This is a genomic window from Streptomyces sp. CB01580 (genome assembly GCF_001905795.1).
GTDB lineage: Bacteria > Actinomycetota > Actinomycetes > Streptomycetales > Streptomycetaceae > Streptomyces.
On the sequence record NZ_LIXJ01000006.1, the window covers coordinates 163,655 to 185,093 of the forward strand.

Below are 21,439 nucleotides of genomic sequence, written 5' to 3' on the forward strand. Positions count from 1 at the left end.
CGATCATTCGCCGACTTCTTACGCGCAGGCGACAGCCTGTGCGTAAGATCGGGGTGTGCGCAATGTACCGGTCGACGAAGTGGACGACCTGGACCGTGCGGTGCTGGCCATCGGCACCGATTACCCGCACGACCACCTGCTCCCCTTCCACGCGCACCGCCGCGCCCAGTTCCTGTACGCGGCGACCGGCGTGATGCAGGTCGAGACGGCGGACGGGGCCTGGACCGTGCCCACGGACCGTGCGGTCCTGATCCCGCCCGGGATCCGGCACCAGGTCGCCATGACGGGGGTCAGCACCCGCAGTCTGTACATCGAGCCGGGTGCCGTTCCGTGGTTCCCCGGGCAGTGCCGGGTGGTGGACGTCTCCGCGCTGCTGCGGGCGCTGGTCCTCGACGCGGTCGACATGACTCCCCGCTACCCCGAACACGGCCGGGACGCGACCGTCGTCGAGCTGATCCTGCACGAACTGCGGAGCCTGACGCCGCTCCCCCTCGACGTGCCGCTGCCCGCCGACCCGGAACTGCGGCGGCTGTGCGACGCGTTCCTGCGCGCACCGGACATCCACGATCCGCCGGCCCGTTGGGCGGCAGCCCTGAATGTCAGCGAGCGCACCCTCGGCCGACTGTTCCGGCGCGGTACGGACCTGAGCTTCGCCCAGTGGCGGCAGCGCGCGTGCATCCTGTGGTCGGTGCGCGCGTTGGCCGAGGGCACGCCGGTGACCCGGGTCGCGGCGTCGCTCGGTTACGAGAATCCCGCCGCGTTCACGGCGGCCTTCCGGAGCCTGTTGGGCCGTGCCCCGTCCGCGTACCTGGCCCGGCCGCCGCACCGCGGCGGTGATTGAACCGCGGCGCGCGCACGGCGACCTGGGCAGGTCCGGTGAACGGAACGATGGCCTCCGCCGCCCGATCGTCGCCGAACCGCCTGTGACATGCCCACGTGCCGTTAGCATGTTCGAACTCGCGACGATCACCGTGATCACCTGTTCTTCACCGGAAATTCGCGTTCATCGGCGCAGCACTTGTCCCTTTCCTCCACTCCACCGATGAGTCAGGCCATTGCAGACCACACCACCACGAATACCCTCGCACGGTCACACCGCATGGCGTCAGCCACGAACGATGTTGTGGGCTGCGGCCGGCGTGACCACCCTCGCATTCCTCATCGCGCTGGAATTCGCAGCGCGCGGCTACGGCGAGCCGGGGCCGATCGCCGTCGAGACACGGGAGCTGATATTCGCCCCCCATTCGGGCCCCCTGCTGTATGCCGGTCTGGCGTTGACCATGGTGGTGCTCACCTGGCGCCAGCGGCTCGTCGCGGCGGGAGCCGCGATCGGCATCGACGTCCTCTTCCTGCTGGTGCGGTGGGCTGTCGGCGCCGACATGCATTTCGGCAACGGCGCCCTGTGGGTGGTCGTGGGCTGTGTGGTCCTCGCTCTCACGCGCCGCACCGGCGCGGAACGCGCGCTGCTGCTCAAGGGTGCGGGTCTCGGCCTGTTGCTGGTGATGGGCCACAGGACGGGCGACACCTGGCTGCTGATCACGTCACAGACCCGCCCGACCGTGCTCGACCCGTACCTCGTCACCGCCGATCACGCGCTGGGTGATCCCTCGTGGCTGGTCGGCCGGATCGTCGAGGCCACCGACCCAATCAGCGGCCATGTTCTCGGCCTGGTCTACGGCCAACTCCCGCTGGCAGCCGCACTCGTCGGGCTGTACCAGCTGCGTCACGTGGCGGATCGGCGGCGGTTCCCGGCCCACCACCTGGTGCGCACCTTCCTGGTCATCGGCCTGCTCGGGCCGGCCATCTACATGATCTTCCCGGTCGTCGGGCCGGTCTACGCCTACGGTGCGGAAGGCGGAGCGTGGGCGGCCGCCGACGTATGGCCCGACTCGCTGCCGGTGATCGGCACCCCGCATCCGATACCGTTCGACGAGATCACGCCGCGCAACTGCATGCCCAGCCTGCACACGGCGTGGGCCACCACGCTCCTCATCCACTCCCGCGAGGGCTCACGGCTCATGCGATACGCGGGCATGTTCTGGTTCGTCGCCACCCTCACCGCGACACTGGGCTTCGGCTACCACTACGGCGTGGACCTCGTCGCCGGTGTGGTGTTCGCCCTCACCATCGAGGCCGGCATGCGCGGCGCGGCACTCGGCTGGGACCGGTCGTGCACGTGGCTGGTGGCCCATGGCACGACGGTCTTCGCCCTGCTGCTGGTGTCCTACCGCTACCTGCCGCAGCAGATGGCCGCGCATCCGTGGCTGTTCGGCCCTCTGCTCCTTCTGTCGATGTCCGGCGTCGTCCTTCACTACCTACGCACCACCAAGCGGTGGCGGTCGAGGACCGCACCGGCGCGGGAGCCACAGGCACGGCCCGCGGACCTGGAACCCGAACCCGCCTGAGGGTGAGCCGCGAGCACCGTCGTCGTCCTGACACCCGACGGCGGTGCGTGCCGGCGACATCGGCGAAGGTGTTCCTCCTGCTCCGCGCTTCCCTTCACGCAGACGACGGCCGCCCATGGGAGCCGTGCAACCCGGCGATCGACCCGTATCCGTTCCGGCCGCGAGTCAGCGGATTTCACGAACAGCCCTCAGGCCGACACGATATGCTGATGCAGATTGTGCAAGCGGTTTGCAGAATGAGGAGGGTCATGGCTACTCGGGCGACCGACACCGGGACGAACCAGAGCGTCGAACGAGCGGTCTCGGTGCTGCGCGCACTCGACTCCGGCCGCGCCGAACTGCGCGTCTCGGACGTCGCCGAACTCACCGGGCTGGGCTCCTCCACCACCTCCCGCCTCCTGTCCACCCTCGAACGCCTCGACATGGTCGAACGCGACCCCGTCAGCAACCTCTACCGCCTCAGCCTCGGCATCCTCCCGCTCGCCGCCACCGCCACCAACCGCCACCCCGTCCACCGCGCCGCGCGCATGGTCCTCCAGGACCTCGCCACGCGCACCGGGCTCGGAGCCAATGTCGCCGTCCGCCGCGGCACCGAGCTGATGTTCCTGTGCAATTTCGAGGGAACGCGCGCCCCCAAGTCCTACACGCAGGCCGGACACACCGCCCCGCTGCACGCCACCAGCATCGGCAAATGCCTCCTCACCGGCCTCACGCCCAAGGAACGCCGCAAGCTGCTTCCCGAACCGCTCGCGGCGCACACCGACTACACGACCACCAGCCACGACCTCCTCGACTCGGAGATCGACACCGTCCGCCGCACCGGCTACGCCATCGAAGCCGAAGAACGCGCCCTGGGCCGCGCCTCCCTCGCCGCGCCCGTCCGCGACGCCTCGGGGGACGTCGTCGCCGCCATCTCCCTGTGGGGCCCCGCCTCCCTCCTCGGCAACCACGCCGAGGCCGAAGGGCAGCGCCTCGCCCTCACCCGCGAGGTCATCGAGGCCGCCGACGCCATCAGCCAAGCACTCGGCGCCCTCTGACGCGCACGGCGAAGGGGCCCGGTGAAGGTCGTTCGACCTTCACCGGGCCCCTTCGCCGTGCGGCTATGCGCCGTACGCCTTGAACGCGATCACGTGCGCGTGCCGCGCCCCGTGCGTCGCGTCCACCACGAGCCGCAGCGCGTCGGTGCGCACGGACCCGCCGTCCGCGCCGTTCAGGGCGTGCACGCGGTGGCGGCGGCGGTTGCCCGTCACCGTCAGCAGCGTGCGCCAGGTGCCGTCGGAATCACGGCTCTGTATGCGGTAGTCGCGGACCAGTTCCGGCATGACCTCGAACGGGGTGCGGTGGCGGTGCAGGTTGTTGAGGTACTCGTCGACATCGTCGTCGAACACCACGCGCGCCTCGGCGAGTTGCTGCTCCTCGTCCCAGTCGAGGCGAAGCCACTGAGCGGCCCGGTCCGGGTCGGGCAGCGGCGCGGACGACCACATCTGCGGGCCCCCGTAGGCGCGCTGGAATCCGCCGACGGCCCGCTCGGGCAGGAAAGCGGCGGTGTCCGGGGCCGCACGGAAGCCGAAGGTCCGGCGGCGCAGGCCGCGGGCCTGCCACTCCAGGACCAGCTGGCCTTCCTCCTCCGGGATGTCGTGGTCCACGGCCGCGTCCCCCTCGATCCTGCTGCGCAGGGCGAGGACGCCGTCGGTGCGCTCGGGTACGAGGACCAGCGCCGCGCCCGGGCAGGCGCGCACGATCAGGACGACGTTCTCCGGGGCGTCCGGGCGGTGGCCGAGGCGGGCCGTGACCCAGTGGGGGCCGTCGGCCGGCACGCTCACCGTGGTGGTGAGCAGGCGGTCGACGGGGACCGCGTTCTCGGGGCGGCCGGTGCTCCACAGTTCCACGGTGAGTTCGCTCGGCCGCTCGCCCGGAACGCCGTGGACGAGCAGGTCGACCGTGTCGAGCGCGGGGTCCGCCGGCAGCAGCAGCGCCAGGTCACGGGTGAGCGGGTACGGCTCGCCGGGCGCGGTGGGCGTGGGTTCGGCGGCCAGGCGGCTCAGGTGCGAGGAGGCGCTGACGCGGGCCGTGCGCGCCAGGTTGTCGGGGTCGTCGTCGGCGAGGCCGATGACCGAGGCGTCCTGCCGCAACAGGGCGCGGCGCACCAGCTCGGGATGCTTGGCGGCGAGTTCGCGCGGGCCGATGTCCTCGGCGACGCACAGGGCTGCGGCCGTGCCCGCGGCCTCGCCGAGCGTGGCGCAGGTGGCCATGACGCGGGTGGCGCCGAAGGCGACGTGGGTGGCGGAGATGTTGCGCCCGGCGAACAGGAGGTTCGTGACGTTCGCCGAGTACAGGGAGCGCAGCGGGATGTGGAAGATGCCGTCCGCGTAGCGCTGGCGGGCGCCGGGCTCGTCGGCGTACATGCCCTGCACGGGGTGGAGGTCGACGGACCAGCCGCCGAAGGCGACGCGGTCGTCGAACTGCCGCTGCTCGAGGATGTCCTGCTGGGTCAGCACGTGGTCGCCGATGAAGCGGCGGTACTCGCGCTTGCCGGGGAGGCTGCCGACCCACTCCAGCGTCAGGTTCTCGGCGTCGGGGAACTCGCCGGAGTTCTTGATGTGGTCCCAGATGCCCATGATCACGGCCTGGAGTTCGTCGCGGATGCGCTCGTTGTCGTGGACGGTGTCGAGCTCGCCGCCCCACTCGATCCACCAGTAGTCGCAGCCGTTGTCGCCGGTGCGCAGCACCCGGTTGCGCAGGATGGGTGTGGTGGTGAGGTCGCGGGCCGAGGCGGGCGGCACGAACTTCACCGGTCGGCCCAGGTCCTTGGTGTGGAACAGGATCGTCGACCCGAGCAGCGCCTCGTCCCCCTCCTCGGGCGCCCAGGGCTCGCCGAACTCCGCGTGGGCCTCGCGGCCGATGCGGTAGCGGGCGCCGGCGAGGTGGCCGAGCAGGCCGTCGCCGGTGCAGTCGAGGAACTGCCGGGCGTGGAAGGTGATGCGGCGCTCGGAGCCCATCATCCAGCCGGTGCAGGAGCGCACCTCGCGTGCGTCGTCCGGGCCGCTCGCGTCGACCTCCCGCACGTCCGTGTTGAGATACAGGTCGATGCCCGGTTCGGCCCGCACGGCGTCGAGGACCACCTGGTCCCAGTAGTACGGGTTCCCCTCGGGGTTGCGGTACTGGTTCTCGGTGTACAGCTCGCCCATGATGCCGGTCTCCCGGGCCCAGCGGTGCACGCCGTGGGCAGCGGCGCCGCAGACCCAGACGCGGATCTCGCTGCTGGCGTTGCCGCCCAGGACGGGCCGGTTGTTGACCAGGGCGACGCGCCGGCCGAGCCGGGCAGCGGCGATGGCCGCGCAGGTCCCCGCCAGGCCCCCGCCGATGACGGCGATGTCGTAGTGGACCTCTTCTTCCCGCACGGTGCGGCCTCCTTGGTGTGAAGCTCGGATACTCTCCGCCGCAGCGGAGCGACCTTGAACGTACATCACATGCACATTGTGCAACCACTGTTCAGTCAGTGGGAATGTGCTGTAGGTTTCCGGCTCAGCCGATGACACCGCCGTCAGGGACTGACGACCGGGCTCGCCGCAGGTGCGGCGAGAGCGTTGGTCCCGCACAGAATCGGCGATTCACCGACCAAAAGGGTTGACGCCGTCGCACGATATGGAGAACGATCCCGCATGCTGCAACTTGCGTTCAACGGAGCATGCATGGCATTCACACAGGGCCTCGATCGAAGCGAGGGGCGAGGCCGCTCACCGCTCACGCCCGGCCGCGTCGCGTCCGCCTGTCGGCGCACGGCCTCCCGTGGCGCGCCCTGCATCACTGCTCCCGCACCGTTTGAGAGGACACACCCATGAGTACGGCCGCACCTCCCCACAAGGCCGCTCCACCCCGTGAGCGGACCGGCGGACGGCTCTCCAACGGCGCGTTCGCACTGCTGCTGACCGCACCGGGGCTCGCCCTGTTCGCGACGATCATCATCTACCCGCTGGTGTCGGCGCTGTTCACCGGCTTCTTCAAGCAGGACCTGCGGCTGCCGGGCCGGGAGTTCGTCGGCCTGGACAACTTCACCCACTGGCTGGACGGCGACTTCCTCACGATCCTCGAGCAGACGCTGGTCTTCACCGTCGGCGCGACCATCGTCCCCTTCGTGATCGGCTTCGCGCTCGCGCTCGCGCTGAACTCGGGTCTGAAGGGCAGCGGCTTCCTGCGCGGCCTGTTCCTGTTCCCGTGGGTGATCCCGGGCGTGGTGGTCTCCTTCCTGTGGATGTGGATCTTCAACGCCAACTATGGCGTGCTGAACGGCATCCTCATGAAGGCCGGGATCATCGAGGAGTCCGTCTCCTGGCTCGGCCAGCCCGGCACCGCCATGCTCGCCGTCATCGTCACCAAGACCTGGGCGAGCTTCCCCTGGATGATGGTGATGCTCCTGGCCGGTCTGCAGACCGTGCCCAAGGAACTGCACGAGGCGGCCTCGATGGACGGGGCGGGCTCGATCCGGCGCTTCTTCGCCGTCACCTGGCCGCAGGTCCGCGGTGTCGCCTCGATCGTGCTGCTGCTGGAGTTCATCTGGAACTTCCAGCACTTCGACACCATCTACGTGCTCACCGGCGGCGGCCCGGCCGGCGCCACCGAAACCTTCGCGACCGCCGTGTACCAGACCGCCTTCAAGGGCTTCGACATCGGCCGGGCGACCGCGCTGGGCGGCCTGTGGATGCTGCTCCTGCTCATCCTGGTCGTCGTCTACCTCAGGATCACCGAGCGGAAGGGCGACGCCCGATGACCTCCACGACCTCCACCCCGCTGTCTGGCACCGACCGGCCGAGGCGGTCCGCCACGTCCGCCCGACGCACCACGCGGCGCAGGATACGCAAGGACCTGCTGCGCTCGCGGATCGCCGCCTGGACCGCGGTCCTGGTGATCGGCGCCTTCGGCATGCTGCCGGTCTACTGGCTGCTGGCCACCGCCCTGAGCAGCCCCGAGCAGACCTTCCAGTTCCCGCCGAAGCTCGTACCCACCGATATCACCTTCAGCAACTTCACGGCCCTCGCCGAGAACGACCAGCTCATCAAGTACTTGGTCAACTCCCTGATCGTCGCCTCGATCACCGCCGTGCTGAGCGTGGTCGTCGCCACGTACATGGGTTACTCGTTCTCCAAGTTCCGCTACCGCGGGCGGCGTTCGCTGATGCACCTGGTGCTGGCCTCCCAGATGTTCCCCCAGGCACTCCTGCTGGTGACGCTGTACGCCGTGTTCTCCAGCTTCGGCCTGCTCAACACGTACACCGCCCTGGTGCTGTCCTTCACCACGTTCACGATGCCGCTGTGCGTCTGGATGCTGAAGGGCATCTTCGACACCATCCCGGACGCCCTGCTGGAGGCGGCGTCCATCGACGGCGCGTCCCGGTGGCGGACGCTCCACTCGGTCGTGGCGCCGCTGGCCGCGCCCGGCATGATCGCCGCCGGCCTGTTCGCCTTCGTCCGCGGCTGGAACGACTTCATCTTCGCCGTGACGCTGGCCGACAAGGAGAAGCAGACCCTGCCGCCCGGCCTCGTCTCCACCTACATCGGCGAGTTCCAGACCGCCTGGCCCGAGTTGATGGCGGCCTCGCTCGTCGTGTCCGTCCCGGTGGTCGTCGCCTTCATGTTCCTGCAGCGCTACCTCGTCGGCGGCATGACCGCCGGCTCGGTCAAGAGCTGAGCCCGCGCTCTCCCCCACGCACTTCCCCTTCCACCCACTCCCCCATGGAGACACCATGACCACCTCTGGCATCAGCCGGCGCGGCGCGCTGCGCATGTTCGGCATCGGCGCGCTCGGTGTGGCCGGCGCAGGCGTGCTGGGCGCCTGCGCACCGTCCGGCGCCGGCACCTCCTCCAACGGAGGCGACACGAAGTCCAAGAACTTCGACTTCACCTCCTGGTCGCTCAACGAGGAGGCCGCCAAGCCCGCGATCGAGAAGATCATCGCGGCGTGGGAGAAGGCCGAGAACTCCAAGATCCGCGCGGTCTCGTACCCGTACAACGAGTACCTGAGCCAGCTCACCCTCAAGCTCGGCGGCGGGGAGACGACCGGCGCGGTGCACCTCGACATCGCCTGGCTCGCCGCGGTGGCGCAGATGGGCAGGCTCGCCGACCTCGGTTCCGTGGCCCTGAGGGGCGGCTACACGAACGTGGCGCTGAACAGCGGCATGTACGACGGCAAGCAGTACGGCCTGCCGTGGAACACCGGTTCGATCGGTGTGATCGCCAACGCCAAGCTCCTGGAGAAGGCCGGCATCAAGAAGCACCCCACCACCGTCGAGGAGTTCGAGGACGCGCTGCGGGAGCTGAAGGGGCTCGGCGGCGGTGTCGTGCCCTACGCCGCGGCCACCAAGGTCGCGCAGCTCAAGGACATCTTCCCGTGGATGCAGACCTTCGGCTGCACGCTCCTCGAAGGCGACAAGGTGACCATCGGCGACGACGCGTCCGTCGACGCGGTCACCTGGTACAAGAAGCTGCACGACGCGAGGCTGATCGCCGCGGACGTGGACCGCTTCGACGCGCGCGCCCTGTTCGGGCAGGGCAAGGCCGCCTTCTACGACGATGCCGTCATCGGCAAGGGCGTGACCTCGGCCCAGTCCAAGGACAAGACGCTGGCCGACGCGATGCAGCCGATGCAGCGTCCGGTGCTGCGCTCCGGTGACACGCCGCAGGCGCTGCTGTGGGGCGGTGTGATCGCGATCGTCAAGGGCAAGGGGCAGGACGCCGCGACACAGTTCGCCCTGCACACCACCTCCGACCGCGCCACCACCTCCGAGTACTTCGCGGCCCGCTCCCTGCCGCCGTCCACCACCGCGGGCCTGTCCGCCCCGGAGGTCGCGAAGGACACCTTCACCACCGAGTGGACCGAGAAGATCACCAAGACGGCGACCGGCAGCCCGTTCTGGCAGTTCGCGCAGAACGCCCAGATCGAGGAGGCCGTGGCCAAGCAGGTCCAGGCCGTCCTGGTCGGCAGGTCGAAGCCGAAGGACGCGATGAGGAAGGCGGGCGAGGAGGTCACCGCCCTCATCAAGCGCTGAGCGGACGCGCGGGGATCCCGGGGCCCGGTGGAGGTCGAACGACCTTCACCGGGCCCTTCGCCGTGCCGCACACGCCTTCCTCAAGACGTATCTCAGATCCGCATTGTGCAATCTCTATTCACGATCCGGGATCTGCTGTAGGTTTCCGGCGCAGCGGAGGGGTGGACCGGCCCGCGGGGCCGCTCCCGTCCACCTCCCATCACGCCCGCGAAGGAGTTCACCTTGCGTCGTCCCACGGCACGCGCGTACACCGCCTCGGCCGCGGCCCTGGCCGCCCTGCTCATGCCCGTCCCGGCCGCCCAGGCCGACACCGCGGCCCCCTCGGCAGCCGCGGCGACGGTGATCGAGAAGGTCCCGTACGCGATGGACTCGTCGAACCAGGCCGCCTGGTGGACGCCGGTCGCCACGTACAAGGGCCGAGGCCAGTACACGTACTTCGCCTTCAACGAGCCCGGCTCGACGGCCGCCACGCACCGCCCGGCCATCGCGCGGCGCGACCCGGACGGGGTCTGGAGCCGTCTGCCGCTGCTCGACCGGAACGGACAGCAGGCCGAGTTCCCCGACGACAACGGCCACAACCAGCCGTCCGTCGCGCGCGACGGCAGCGGCCGGCTGCACGTGTTCGCCTCCATGCACGCCAACGCCTGGCGCTACTTCCGCACCGAGGCTCCCGGCGGGGACGTCACGGACCACGCGGCCGAACTGCCCGACCAGGGCCAGGGCATCACCTACCCGATCGTGACCACCGCACCCAACGGCGATCTCTACCTGGCCGCCCGCGTCGGCGCCGGCGCCGACCAGCGTCCCGGCAAGCTGTACCGCTGGGACAACGCCACCGCGCGCTGGAGCGTGGTCGCCACGTTCGCCGGCGCGCTGAACCGCTCCGTGTACCCCGACGACCTGATGGTGGACGCAGCCGGCCGCGTGCACCTCCTGTACGAGTGGGCCAAGGCCCCGGCGACCGGGTTCCGGCACCAGCTCTCCTACCTGCGCCACGACCCGGCGACCGGCGCCTTCGCGAACAGCGCGGGCGCGGCCGTCACCACGCCGGTCGCACCCGGCACGTCCGACGTGATCCAGGAGCTCACCGCGGGTGAGGAATGGAGCATCGACAACGCCTACACGGGTCCGGCGGTGCAGAGCGCCAAACTCACCCTCGACGGCTCCACCCCGAAGGTCGCCTACCGCTACCGCTCGGCCGACAGCGGCGGCAACTTCCGCGTGTACTACGCGTATCCGAGCGGCGGCGGCTGGGCCCGCCAGACCGTGTACGCCGGCGGCCAGACCGCCGCTGCCCTCGGCATCACCTGGGACGAGACGGACACCAAGCGGGTCTACTACGTGACCGGCTCCGGCACCGACCGCGTCTTCGCCGCGACCGAGTCGGGCGGCACCTGGACCGCGCAGTCCGCCGCGCCGGGCGTGAGCGCGGACCGGCTCGCGGTGCGGCGGGACTCGGACGGGAACGACGTGCTGTACCTCCCGGACACCGCGCACAACACGCTCTACTACGGGCGCCGTTGAGGCCCCGCGCCGTCGGCGCTCCCGGCGGCGGGGGAACGGGGCACGTCCGGTGCGGGTGACCGGCCGGGAACACCCGCTCCAGGGGCCCGGGGCCGGCTCCGGCACACGCCAGGCGTGCGCGCCGCGGGGGTCGGACGCCGGTGTCCGTCGGTCGGCGTTCTCCAGCACGGCTGTGACAACGCCGCATCCGCCTCGGTGCCCGGTCCCCTGGCCCTCGTCCCCGGGTCCTGGTCCCCCGGTCCTGGTCCCTCGGGGCCGAACCGGGCGGGATCGGCCCCGGGCGATCGGACTTCCTCCGGCAACCGCGAGCCCTGCCGCCCGGGCCTTCGGCAGGACCGCCCGCGACGGTCCGCGGTGGCTAAGCCTCCTCGGCGGGTCACCAGGCGGCCGGGAGGTGCAGCGGGCTGCGGGTGATGGTGCCGTGGCGCCATGTGACCGTGTCGACGGGCGTGGTGAGGCGTAGGCGCGGGAAGCGGGCGGCCAGTCCGTGCAGTCCCAGGCGCAGTTCGGCGCGGGCGAGCCAGGTGCCCAGGCAGTAGTGCCGTCCTCCGCCGAAGGCGAGGGTCGGGTGTTCCAGTGGCGCGAACAGGTCGCCGAAGGGGGCGCCGGAGAACGCTGCCGGATCCCGGCCGGCCGCGCCGCGGTCGACGGTGACGATCTCGCCGGTCCGGACGGTGACACCGCCGACCTCGACGTCCTCCATGGCCTGGAGGGGGTTGGCGTGGGCGGCGGGATCGCCGAGCGGGATCAGGTGCAGCAGGCGCTCGGTCAGCCGCCCGGCCGCATCCTCGTCGGACGCGGCGAGTCGGGCCCAGACCTCGGGGCGTTCGTGGAGCAGGTAGAGGAGGGAATTGCCCAGCATGGTCATCGCGGTGTCGTAGCCGCCCACCACGAGGGTGCTGACCAGGTTGACGAGTTGCGGTTCGAGGACGCCGCCCTCCCCGTCGGCCGCCCGGACGAGCGAGCTGATCAAATCCTGGCCGGGGGTGCGCCGCCGGTCGGCCAGCAGGCCCTTGGTGAATTCCGTGAACTCCCTCGTGACCTCGGCGACTTCCGCGGGGTCCTTCGCATCGGTGGCGAAGGCGTGCTCGGTCCAGCGCAGGAGGCGCGTGTCGCTCACGTCGTGCACGCCGGTCAGCCTGCTCATGACCGCGATGGGCAGCGGACGGGTGTAGTGGGCGACCAGGTCCACCGGGGAGCCGTGGTCGGCGAGCGCGTCGGCCAGTTCGTCGACCACGTCGGCCACCCAGGGCGTCATGCGCGCGACGGCGCGCGGGCCGAACGCGCGCTGGACGGTGCGTCGCAGGCGGAGGTGCTGGACGTCGTCCAGCTTGCCCACGGCATCGGGCGAGTCCACGAGGGCGGAGGCGCTGTCCTCCGGCGTGCGGAGCACGGTCCGTCTGAACCTGCTGTCGTTGATGACCTGATGGACGTCGGCGTAGCGGGTGAACAACCAGGTGGGGCGGCCGTCGGGCAGGTCGGTGCGCCGGGGCGGACCGGGCGGGGCGAATGTCAGACGGTGCAGAGGGACGCGTTCGTCAGTGATGGGCATGAATCTCCTGCCCGCCGATCCGGAGCGACGGGCTGCGGCATCGACTCGGCTGTTTGCTGGGTGGGACTCGCCGTGGGGCCGACGGGCGGGCCCACAGCGGGCATCCACGTGCGCGGATGCCCCCGCGCCCGTTTCGGGGCAGGGGATGGAGGTCTGTTCGCGCGGTCTCGTACGACCGCGGCTGACGCGCTCGGGCCGGAGTCCGTCCTCCGGGCCCTTGCGGGAGCCTGTGCAGATCCTCGGCCATGGGGATGGCCGTGCTGTTCAGGTGGTCGTGGATCACGAGCGAATTCACCCGCACGTGGTGGGCGGGCCGGACGGGCCGGTCGGACGCCGGGCCGTCACCGGGTGTGCGGTGTCCCCGCGGCCGTCCCTCCCGCGCGGGCGGCGAACGGACGGCCGCCGGACGGCGCACTGCCACCCGACGGGACGAGCGGTGTACCGGCGGTGTCGAAGCCGTGGCCCGAGGATCATTCCGGCCAGTCGGAGTCCAGGATGACGTCGACGAAGTCTCCCCGTTCGAATCCGGGCACGAAGCGGGCGAGGACGTCTGCCTTGACGTTGCCGAACGTCGTATCGGGGCGGTCCTTGATGCCGTCGGTGAACGCGGCCAGGATCCGCTTCTTGAAGTCGGAGCGGGGGTGGGCGGCGACGACGGCCGCGCGCTGTTCGTCGGAGACCGCGTGGTAGCCGATGCCCAGCACGTCGAGTTCCACTCCCCGGGTGACCAGGGCGATCTCGGGGGCCATGTGGAGCGGGATCTCCGGTGTGGTGTGCAGGGCGATGGCCGTCCAGACCCGGTCGGCCTCCTCGTCGGTGATGCCGTGGGCGTGCAGGAACCTCCGCGCCTCGTCGGCGCCGTCGATCTCGAATCGCTGGTCGGTGCGGCGGTAGCGCTCCGTCAGGCCCAGGTCGTGGAACATCGCCCCCACGTACAGCAGCTCCGGGTCGTACCGCAGCCCCTCCTCGCGCCCCCGCAGCGCGCCCCAGAGGAAGACCCTCCGCGAGTGATCGAACAAGAGCTGGGAGGCCGCCTCGCGGACCAGTTCGGTGGCCTCCCTTGCCATGGCACTGTCCGGGATCCGTACATCCGCGATCGATTCGCTCATGGTGTCTCCGTGCTTTTCTCGGTGGTTGGTCCGGGGGCGTCCGGCACCCTCTTGAGAGATTGCCGTTCCCGTCCTGAAAAACCGCCGAGCGGGGCGTGGTCCTGCGCGTGGTTCCTCCGAGGCGCTGCTCCATGCGGACGAGCCCGGGCGTCGGCCGGTGTCCCGCCGGGGGCAAAACCGGGTCGCGGTCGCGTCCGTACCCGGCCCGGGCGAGCGGGGGGAGAGCGCCGGGCGAGGCGGAGGGGTGCACTCCCCCGGCACCCCTTCGGCGGGTGCCTCTGCCCGTACGCCTGTCCGCCACCCGGTCCCGGGCAGGGGCGTCAGATGCCCGCCGCTCGCGCCGCCTCGTACACCTCGGCCGCCACGTCGACGAGTTCCGCGGCGTCGCGCGGTGTGCCCTGGAGGTCCAGGACGAACGTCGTCACGTACGGTCCGGCGTGTGCCGCGAGATCCTCGACGATCTGCGCCACGCTGCCGTGGAAGGGCTGCCGTCCCTCGCTCCCGACCGGCTCGGCGGTATGGCGCGCGTTGACACGGACGCAGACGTCGAGCGGGCGTTCCCTGCCGCGTTCGGCGGCCGTGTCCCGCACCCGCCGCCACTGCTCGGCCAGTTGGGCGGGGCCCGCCGCCACGGGCATCCAGCCGTCCGCCCGGTCCACGAGACGGCGGGTGGCGCGCGGACTGTTCGCGGGCAGGTACACCGGGATGGGGCTCACCGGCTTGGGACCGACCGCGGACGGGACGATCGTGGTCAGTTCGCCCTCGTACGCCACGGGGTCCGGGCCCCAGACGGCAGCGCACACGTCGAGGAGTTCGTCCAGGACCGCGCCGCGCCTCTCGAAGGGGGCGACGGACGCCGCCGCGTACTCGTCCAGTGACCATCCCGTGCCGATTCCCGCGATCATCCGGCCGCCGCTCGCCACGTCCAACGAGGCGAGGGAGCGGGCCAGTTGGAAAGGTACGTGCAGGGGCGCGACCAGGACGCTGGTGCCGAGCCGGGGGCGCTCCGTGGCCGCGGCTGCCAGCGTGAGCGTAACCAGCGGGTCGGCGACACCGCGGTACTGGTCGGGCCAGGGCAGTCCCGGTACGCCGTAGAGCCCCTGGGTCGCGGGCTCGGGGAACAGGATGCGTTCGAAGACCCAGAGACTCTCGTATCCGGCCTCCTCCGCGGCACGTGCGACGGTGGCGACATCGCGGCCGATGTCGTACTGCTTCATCTGCGGGAGACCGAGACCGAGCGGGATCAGCATGGGTGCGCTCCTTCGGGACGACGGCGGGGCGGCTTCCCCGGATCAGCGACTTGTTCCGTGTTCGATGACGGTCGAAACGTGGTCGGGGTTCCGCGCGGTACGGGCCGAGGTGCGGGCGGGCCGTGCCGTCCGGTCCGCCCCGGCCGTCGGCGTCCCGGCGCGCGTCGTCACGACGGAGCCCCCGCCCGTCGGAGGACGGGCGGGGGCTCGTGGGAGGTCCGGTACCGGGTTCCGCGCCTTCCGGCGCCTGCCCCGGGGTCCCGGCCACGCACCGTCCTCACCGGCCGGGACGCCGGACGGACGGGGACGGTGCGGGACGGGCCGGGAATCAGACCGCCGGGGCCGGGTAGGTCGGGTACTCCACCCCGGAGACGTGCTGGACGACCCGGATGACCTGGCAGGAGTAGCCGAACTCGTTGTCGTACCACAGGTAGAGGATCGCGTTGTCGCCGTCGACCTTGGTGGCGCCGGCGTCGACGATCGAGGCGTGGCGCGAGCCTATGAAGTCGCTGGAGACCGCGTCGGGCGCCGTGATGAAGTCGATCTGGCGCTTGAGCGGGGAGGTCAGCGACACGTTGCGGAGGTAGTCGAGGACCTCTTCGCGGGTGGCCTCGCGGCCGAGACGCAGGCTGAGGATCGCGATGGAGACGTCCGGGACCGGGACGCGGATCGAGCTGCCGGTGATCGGCGCCTTCAGGTCGGGCAGCGCCTTGGCGACCGCCGACGCGGCGCCGGTCTCGGTGATGACCATGTTGAGCGGCGCCGAACGGCCGCGCCGGTCCGCCTTGTGGTAGTTGTCCAGCAGGTTCTGGTCGTTGGTGAACGAGTGGACGGTCTCCACGTGACCGCGCAGCACGCCGTACTCGTCCTCCATCGCCTTCAGCGGCGGGACGATCGCGTTGGTGGTGCAGGACGCGCAGGACAGGATCTGCTCGTCCTGCTTGATGGTGTCGTGGTTGACGCCGTGGACGATGTTGGGGACGTCGCCCTTGCCGGGAGCGGTCAGGACGACCTTGGCGATGCCGGGCCGCAGGTGCTGGGACAGACCCTCGCGGTCGCGCCACCTGCCGGTGTTGTCGATGAGGATGGCGCCGTCGATGCCGTACGCCGTGTAGTCGACCTCCGACGGGTCGTTGGCGTAGATCACCTTGATGGCGTTGCCGTTGGCGACGATCGTGCTGTTCGCCTCGTCGACGGTGATGGTGCCGTGGAACTGGCCGTGGATCGAGTCGCGACGCAGCAGCGAGGCGCGCTTGATGATGTCCTGGTCACCGCCCCGGCGGACGACGATGGCACGCAGCCGCAGGCCGTTGCCGGAGCCCGTCTTCTCGATGAGCAGGCGGGCGACGAGACGGCCGATGCGGCCGAAGCCGTACAGGACGACGTCGCGCGGCTCACGGCGGTCGATCTTGTTCTCGCCCGCGGCACCGGCGACGGCCTCGGCGGTGAACTCCGCCACGGAGAGACCGCGGCCGTCGTTCCTGTACGTCGCGGCGAGCATGCCGATGTCGATCTGGGACGGGCCGAGATCGAGGGTGGTCAGAGCCTGCAGGAACGGCAGCGTCTCGGTGACCGAGAGTTCCTCGCCCGCGATCTGGCGCGCGAATCGGTGGGTCTTGAGGATGCTGACCACCGACTTGTTCACCAGGGAGCGGCTGTGGACCAGGACGGTGACGTCCCGCTCCCGCTGCAGCTTCCCGATGATCGGGATCATCGACTCCGCGATTTCCTCACGGTTCTTCCAGTTGGTGAACGAGTCCTCGTTGACAGTCACAGATTTATCTTTCGAGCTAGGCGGCGCTCATATGCTAACCCGACCACGTTTCGGCCCTTCACGGGGTGCCGTTCGGGCGGCAGGCAGGGGGTCCTGCGCCGGTGCCCGGCGCGGAACCGGGCATCCCCGACGCCCGTGCGGACACGCCCTCGCCCCGGGAGCGAGCGGTCGGCGGCGACGGCGGAAACGGCCGACGGCAGCGCCGGAGAAGGAAGACATGCGCATGAAGTCCCTCACATGTCGGTGAAGCGGGCGGACCGCTGTGGCGATGGTGCTCCCGCCTCGGCCCAGCCGCTGGAGTTCCCACCCGGCGGGGATGCGGTGAGGATCGTCGATCGCGGGCATCCGGCACCGCTGCTGCTCACCACGCACGCGACGCGGCGGCTGCGTACCGCCCCGGCCCTGCCGCTGGGACCGGGTGAGCTGAGCGCGGGGTGGGACGAGGTCACGACACACCCCCTGCGGACCGGCGAGGTCGTCATGCCTGTACACGGACGGGCCCCTGACTGGATGGTGCGGTGCGGAGGCGGCGCGCCGCCCGGCGTGGGGCGCCGTGGAGGCGTCCGGGGCCTCCCTGCGGGCACCGGTCGGGCCGGCGTTCGGCGGTGGCCGCACCGCAGGGGCACGGCAGGCACAGGTGGTGCGCGCACGCGCCCGGTCGTACCGTCGACTGAGGAGACGGTTACTGGGGCTCCCGCGACGGACCGGCCGAGAGCGGTGCCGGGGATCAACGGAACCGCGGCACCGGTGGCCGCTTCCGGCACACCCGTACCAGGACGCGGTGCGCCCGTACGGCACACGGCGCGGACCCCGCGAGCGGATCGGCCGGGGCCGCCCGCGGTGCCCGAGGAACAGTTGGGGAGACGGCATGCGCGGACACGGACTCAGGAACACGGTCGTGCTGTGCGCGGCCTCGGCTCTCGCGGTGGTGGCGGTACCGACGGCCGCGCCCGCCGCGTCGCCCGTACGGTCCTCCTCCCAGTCCTCCACGGCCCGCGCAGTGGCCGTCGACTGCTTCTCGAAGGCGCGCGTCCGTCCCGGCGACTTCCTGCTCGCCTGCGGGGACGGCAACAACCGCCTCGTCTCGCTGCGTTGGACCGACTGGGGCCCGTCCTCCGCCGTGGGCACGGGGCTCGACGCGGTGAACGACTGCCGGCCCTACTGCGCCGCGGGCACGTTCCACACGTATCCCGTCAAGGTGCGGCTCGACCGCCCGACGAGCTGGCAGAAGGATCCGGGGATCCAACGGTTCACCCGGCTGCGGCTCGTCTACACCGACGGCGTACCGGCGCAGGCGCAGCGCGTCACGTACCAAACCCTCTGGGACTGAGGATCGAGGCATGGCCCGCCTCGCCGGACGCGAGGGTCCTGCCGGGGCCGTCACGGGGACGCGGGGGCGTCCGGGCGGTCCACCGCGTACACGGTGACGGCGTGACCGTTGACGGTGTCCTCTCGGCGCGGCGTGAAGCCGAGGCGCTCGGCGACTCTCACGGACGGATCGTTTCCGTGCCGGATGAACGCGGTGAATCGGTCCTCGTCGAGCGTGGCGAAGCCCCAGTCGAGGCACGCCCGCGCCGCCTCGGTGGCGTACCCGTTTCCCCAGTGCTGCGCCCGGAACGTCCAGCCCAGCTCGACCTCGTCGAACTGGGCCCAGTGCTGCAGGCCGCTCCGGCCGATGAGTTCACCGCTCGACCTGAGCAGGACCGCGCACAGTCCGTGCCCCCGCTCGGCCCACTGGCCTTCGATGGCGGCGAGCCGTTCCAGCGCCCGTGGACGGGAATAGGCTCCGACGAACCGGTTGACTCTCGGGTCGGCGTGGAGTTCGACGAAGGCGTCGGCGTCGGAGAGCCGGAGAGGCCGCAGTGACAGTCGCTCAGTCTCGATCACGGCGACGAGGATAATTCTTCGCACCGGGCCGGTCGATCGGGATTCGGACGCGACCCGCGCCGTCATCACGCACGGCACGGGAGGGTGCCACCACGCACACGTCGGGTCGGCATCGCTTCCGGCACACCCGACCGCTATCGAACACTGTCGAACAACCGTCGGGCCCACTCACGCTACCGTGTGCCATCAGCGCTCCTCCGGCTCGTCCCCCGGGTGACGGCACGTCATCCGCGGGACGAGGCGTCGCAGCGCCTGCCCATGTCCGTTTCCGAGCCCGCTGCATCCCTTCTCTCACCTCCGCGCCCCGACGGTGCGGACCGCGCGACGACCCATGGAGAACACGTTGAGGACGAGGTTCCGTTCTCGTATCACCGCCCGGCTTGGGCGCACCTACCTGTCCAGGATCCAGAAGTACGGAATCGGCTCCTCCACGATCCGCCTCCTGCCCGACGATCTGCTGGCGCTGTTGCGCAGGGACGGTCTGGACCCGGTGGACAGGCTGGCCGTGCTCCGGGCGAACTCACCCGTGCACAAGGTCTCGTTGCCGTTCGGGATGGACGCCTGGGTGGTCAGCGGTTACGAGGAGTCGAAGGCCGTTCTCGGATCGCCCGACGGCTTCAGCACCGATTTCGCCCACCTGGCCACGAATGCCGGAGTCGCGGCGGAACAGAGCCCGGGCGGACTCGGTTTCAGTGATCCCCCGGTGCACACACGGCTGCGCCGCATCCTGACCCCCGAGTTCACGATGCGCCGGCTGCGCCGACTCGCGCCCCGGATCGACGCCATCACCGCGGAGCGTCTCGACGCGATGCAGGCCCGGAGCGGCCCGGTCGACCTGGTCAAGGAATTCGCGCTGCCGATCCCCTCCCTCACCATCTGCGAACTGCTCGGGGTGCCCTACGAGGACCGCCACGACTTCCAGCAGTTGGCCATGGACCGGTTCGATCTCTTCGCCGGGACGACCGCGCCCTTCGGCGCCATGTCGGAGTCGTTGGCGTACTTCAGGGACGTGGTCGCCAAGCAGCGCCGGAAGCCGGGCGACGGGCTGCTCGGTATGATCGTCAAGGAGCACGGCGACGACATCGACGACGAGGAACTCGCCGGCCTCGCCGACGGTGTGCTCACCGGTGGATTCGAGACGACCGCCAGCACGATCGCCCTGGGGTCTCTCGTGCTGCTGCGGAACGAGGACGTGTTCGAGCGGATACGGACGGACGATGCGGCGGCCTCCCCGTTCGTCGAGGAGGTGCTCCGGTACACCTCCTCGGTGCAGATAGCGTTCCCGCGGTTCGCCCGGCGGGACATAGAGATAGCCGGGGTGATCATCCCCGAGGGCGACATGGTGCTCTGTTCGCTCAGCGGCGCCAACCGCGACGCCTCGTACGTCGGGGACGACGGACGTTTCGACCCGCACCGCAATCCCATCGCGCACCTCGCCTTCGGTCACGGATTCCACCGCTGCGTCGGCGCCGAACTGGCCCGCATGGAACTGCGCACCGCCTACCCGGCCCTGACCCGGCGGTTCCCCCGCATGCGGCTCGCCGTGGCGCCCCAGGACCTGTCCTTTCGCAAGCTGTCGATCGTGTACGGCGTCGAGACGCTGCCGGTGCACCTGGACTGAGCGCGCGTGCACGCCGAACGGGCACGCCTCGTCGCCCGGAATGGCCGACTACCAGGTGACGGCGATGCGTTGAGGGCTGCGGGAGGTGCTGCCGCGACGCCACTCGACACCGTCGTCCGGACGCGCGGGGCGGAGGCCGGGGAATCGTGCGGCCAGCCGGTGCAGGGACAGCTGGAGTTCGAGCCGGGCCAGCCAGGCTCCGAGGCAGTAGTGCGGACCGGCGCCGAACGCCAGGGTGGGGGCTTCCAACGGGCTGAACAGATCGTCCAGTTGACGGGGCGAGAACACCTCCGGGTCACGATTGGCCGCGCCACAGTCGGCCAGCACCACCGCTCCTTCCGGGATGACGACGCCGCCGACCTCGGTCTCCGTGGCGGCGTGCCGTGCGGTCCCCCGGTCGTCGCCGAGCGGAACGAGGTGCAGCAACCGCTCGGCGACCGCTCCCGCGGCGTCCTCGTCCGCCCCGATGCGGGGCCAGCACTCCGGGCGTTCACCGAGCAGGTAGAGCAGGGAGTTGCTGAGCATCGTCATGGTGCTGTCGTGACCGCCCACCACCAGTCCGCACACGAGGTCGACCAGTTGACCCTCGGGGATGCCGCCCTCGTCGTCCGCCGCGCGGACGAGCATGCTGGTCAGGTCCTCGCCGGGGTCCTTGCGCCGCTCCTCCAGGAGTGCCGCTCCGAACCCGGCGAACTCCGCCAGTGCCCGTTCCATGTCCTCCTCCGCGTGGGAGCCGTCGGAGAACGCGTACCGGCTCCAGTGGCTCAGCCGTTCCCGCGCGGCGGCACCGAGACCCATGAGCCGGCTGATCACCTCGACCGGGAGGGGCAGGGTGAAACCGGCGACCAGGTCCGCCGGGGGCCCGCCGTCCGCGAGCGTGTCCAGCCGCTGTTCCACGATCGAGGCGATCCAGGGCCGCCAGCGGGCGACGGCCCTCGGGGTGAACGCGCCGCGCAGGGTGCGGCGAAGGCGCATGTGGTCCTCGCCGTCCTGATTGAACATCAGGTCCGTACTGGCGACGAGACCCGCCTGCCCTGACAGGGGCGCGGCGTCGGATATGCCGAGCCGTGCGCGTCCGAACCGGGGGTCGGTGAGGACCTTGCGCACGTCGTCGTAGCGGGTCACCTGCCAGGCCCGGGTGCCGTCCGGCAGTACGACGGGCCGGGGCGGACCGGGCGGGTCGAATTCCATTCGATGCAGCGGGAGCGTCGGCGGGCCGGTGATCGCGTCGTTGTCGTCGGGGCGGGACACGGGTCCTCCACGGGTGCGGGTCGG

General features: G+C 70.8%; 16 protein-coding genes. 9 read left to right on the top strand and 7 right to left on the bottom strand.

Annotated features, from left to right (window positions below; translation table 11 throughout):
* Nucleotides 1-55 precede the first annotated feature (55 nt).
* From AMK22_RS12350 to AMK22_RS12360, 3 genes are all read left to right on the top strand, one after another.
* On the top strand, nucleotides 56-841 hold the full coding sequence (locus AMK22_RS12350) for an AraC family transcriptional regulator (RefSeq protein ID WP_073784274.1): 786 nt from the start codon (nucleotides 56-58) through the stop codon (nucleotides 839-841).
* Nucleotides 842-1,118: 277 nt separating this feature from the next.
* On the top strand, nucleotides 1,119-2,405 hold the full coding sequence (locus AMK22_RS12355; RefSeq protein WP_079186104.1) for a phosphatase PAP2 family protein: 1,287 nt from the start codon (nucleotides 1,119-1,121) through the stop codon (nucleotides 2,403-2,405).
* Between the two features lie 248 nt (nucleotides 2,406-2,653).
* Complete coding sequence (locus AMK22_RS12360; protein WP_073784278.1) at nucleotides 2,654-3,442, top strand: IclR family transcriptional regulator; 789 nt, start codon at nucleotides 2,654-2,656, stop codon at nucleotides 3,440-3,442.
* 63 nt (nucleotides 3,443-3,505) lie between these two features.
* On the opposite strand, the gene AMK22_RS12365 is transcribed toward AMK22_RS12360, so the two are convergent.
* A complete protein-coding gene (locus AMK22_RS12365) occupies nucleotides 3,506-5,806 on the bottom strand; it encodes an FAD-dependent oxidoreductase (protein WP_073784280.1) in 2,301 nt (766 codons plus the stop codon).
* A gap of 437 nt (nucleotides 5,807-6,243) precedes the next feature.
* Between AMK22_RS12365 and AMK22_RS12370 the strand changes: the two genes are divergently transcribed.
* The 4 genes from AMK22_RS12370 (at nucleotide 6,244) to AMK22_RS12385 (ending at nucleotide 10,971) form a co-directional block, all read left to right on the top strand.
* Complete coding sequence (locus AMK22_RS12370; RefSeq protein WP_073784282.1) at nucleotides 6,244-7,173, top strand: carbohydrate ABC transporter permease; 930 nt, start codon at nucleotides 6,244-6,246, stop codon at nucleotides 7,171-7,173.
* Nucleotides 7,170-8,090 (top strand): carbohydrate ABC transporter permease, encoded by a 921-nt coding sequence (locus AMK22_RS12375; RefSeq protein WP_079186105.1) that lies wholly within the window; start codon nucleotides 7,170-7,172, stop codon nucleotides 8,088-8,090. Before AMK22_RS12370 ends, AMK22_RS12375 begins: the two co-directional genes overlap by 4 nt.
* Before the next feature lie 55 nt (nucleotides 8,091-8,145).
* Nucleotides 8,146-9,447, top strand: coding sequence for a sugar ABC transporter substrate-binding protein (locus AMK22_RS12380; RefSeq protein WP_073784284.1), 1,302 nt, complete (start codon nucleotides 8,146-8,148; stop codon nucleotides 9,445-9,447).
* 222 nt (nucleotides 9,448-9,669) lie between these two features.
* Nucleotides 9,670-10,971, top strand: a complete 1,302-nt coding sequence (locus tag AMK22_RS12385) for a BNR-4 repeat-containing protein (protein ID WP_073784286.1) — start codon at nucleotides 9,670-9,672, stop codon at nucleotides 10,969-10,971.
* Between the two features lie 376 nt (nucleotides 10,972-11,347).
* On the opposite strand, the gene AMK22_RS12390 is transcribed toward AMK22_RS12385, so the two are convergent.
* From AMK22_RS12390 to AMK22_RS12405, 4 genes are all read right to left on the bottom strand, one after another.
* The gene (locus AMK22_RS12390; protein ID WP_073784288.1) at nucleotides 11,348-12,523 is read right to left on the bottom strand and encodes a cytochrome P450; all 1,176 of its coding nucleotides are present in this window, start codon (nucleotides 12,521-12,523) and stop codon (nucleotides 11,348-11,350) included.
* Between the two features lie 470 nt (nucleotides 12,524-12,993).
* Nucleotides 12,994-13,632 (bottom strand): HD domain-containing protein, encoded by a 639-nt coding sequence (locus tag AMK22_RS12395; protein ID WP_073784290.1) that lies wholly within the window; start codon nucleotides 13,630-13,632, stop codon nucleotides 12,994-12,996.
* Between the two features lie 320 nt (nucleotides 13,633-13,952).
* Nucleotides 13,953-14,882, bottom strand: coding sequence for an LLM class F420-dependent oxidoreductase (locus AMK22_RS12400; RefSeq protein ID WP_073784292.1), 930 nt, complete (start codon nucleotides 14,880-14,882; stop codon nucleotides 13,953-13,955).
* Nucleotides 14,883-15,210: 328 nt separating this feature from the next.
* On the bottom strand, nucleotides 15,211-16,656 hold the full coding sequence (locus AMK22_RS12405; RefSeq protein WP_073784294.1) for a glyceraldehyde-3-phosphate dehydrogenase: 1,446 nt from the start codon (nucleotides 16,654-16,656) through the stop codon (nucleotides 15,211-15,213).
* Nucleotides 16,657-17,524: 868 nt separating this feature from the next.
* Between AMK22_RS12405 and AMK22_RS12410 the strand changes: the two genes are divergently transcribed.
* A complete protein-coding gene (locus AMK22_RS12410) occupies nucleotides 17,525-17,986 on the top strand; it encodes a hypothetical protein (protein ID WP_073784296.1) in 462 nt (153 codons plus the stop codon).
* Nucleotides 17,987-18,036: 50 nt separating this feature from the next.
* On the opposite strand, the gene AMK22_RS12415 is transcribed toward AMK22_RS12410, so the two are convergent.
* Complete coding sequence (locus tag AMK22_RS12415; RefSeq protein ID WP_073784298.1) at nucleotides 18,037-18,543, bottom strand: GNAT family N-acetyltransferase; 507 nt, start codon at nucleotides 18,541-18,543, stop codon at nucleotides 18,037-18,039.
* 331 nt (nucleotides 18,544-18,874) lie between these two features.
* Between AMK22_RS12415 and AMK22_RS12420 the strand changes: the two genes are divergently transcribed.
* Complete coding sequence (locus AMK22_RS12420) at nucleotides 18,875-20,164, top strand: cytochrome P450 (RefSeq protein WP_073784300.1); 1,290 nt, start codon at nucleotides 18,875-18,877, stop codon at nucleotides 20,162-20,164.
* Between the two features lie 48 nt (nucleotides 20,165-20,212).
* On the opposite strand, the gene AMK22_RS12425 is transcribed toward AMK22_RS12420, so the two are convergent.
* Nucleotides 20,213-21,355 (bottom strand): cytochrome P450, encoded by a 1,143-nt coding sequence (locus tag AMK22_RS12425; protein WP_073784478.1) that lies wholly within the window; start codon nucleotides 21,353-21,355, stop codon nucleotides 20,213-20,215.
* Nucleotides 21,356-21,439 lie beyond the last annotated feature (84 nt).

What these genes read in the sequence shown, in the direction of transcription:
- AMK22_RS12355 (WP_079186104.1), top strand. Translation starts at nt 1,119, where the DNA reads ATGTTGTGGGCTGCGGCCGGCGTGACCACCCTCGCATTCCTCATCGCG.
- AMK22_RS12360 (WP_073784278.1), top strand. Translation starts at nt 2,654, where the DNA reads ATGGCTACTCGGGCGACCGACACCGGGACGAACCAGAGCGTCGAACGA.
- AMK22_RS12370 (WP_073784282.1), top strand. Translation starts at nt 6,244, where the DNA reads ATGAGTACGGCCGCACCTCCCCACAAGGCCGCTCCACCCCGTGAGCGG.
- AMK22_RS12375 (WP_079186105.1), top strand. Translation starts at nt 7,170, where the DNA reads ATGACCTCCACGACCTCCACCCCGCTGTCTGGCACCGACCGGCCGAGG.
- AMK22_RS12380 (WP_073784284.1), top strand. Translation starts at nt 8,146, where the DNA reads ATGACCACCTCTGGCATCAGCCGGCGCGGCGCGCTGCGCATGTTCGGC.
- AMK22_RS12390 (WP_073784288.1), bottom strand. Translation starts at nt 12,523, where the DNA reads ATGCCCATCACTGACGAACGCGTCCCTCTGCACCGTCTGACATTCGCC.
- AMK22_RS12395 (WP_073784290.1), bottom strand. Translation starts at nt 13,632, where the DNA reads ATGAGCGAATCGATCGCGGATGTACGGATCCCGGACAGTGCCATGGCA.
- AMK22_RS12400 (WP_073784292.1), bottom strand. Translation starts at nt 14,882, where the DNA reads ATGCTGATCCCGCTCGGTCTCGGTCTCCCGCAGATGAAGCAGTACGAC.
- AMK22_RS12410 (WP_073784296.1), top strand. Translation starts at nt 17,525, where the DNA reads ATGCGCGGACACGGACTCAGGAACACGGTCGTGCTGTGCGCGGCCTCG.
- AMK22_RS12420 (WP_073784300.1), top strand. Translation starts at nt 18,875, where the DNA reads ATGGAGAACACGTTGAGGACGAGGTTCCGTTCTCGTATCACCGCCCGG.
- AMK22_RS12425 (WP_073784478.1), bottom strand. Translation starts at nt 21,355, where the DNA reads ATGGAATTCGACCCGCCCGGTCCGCCCCGGCCCGTCGTACTGCCGGAC.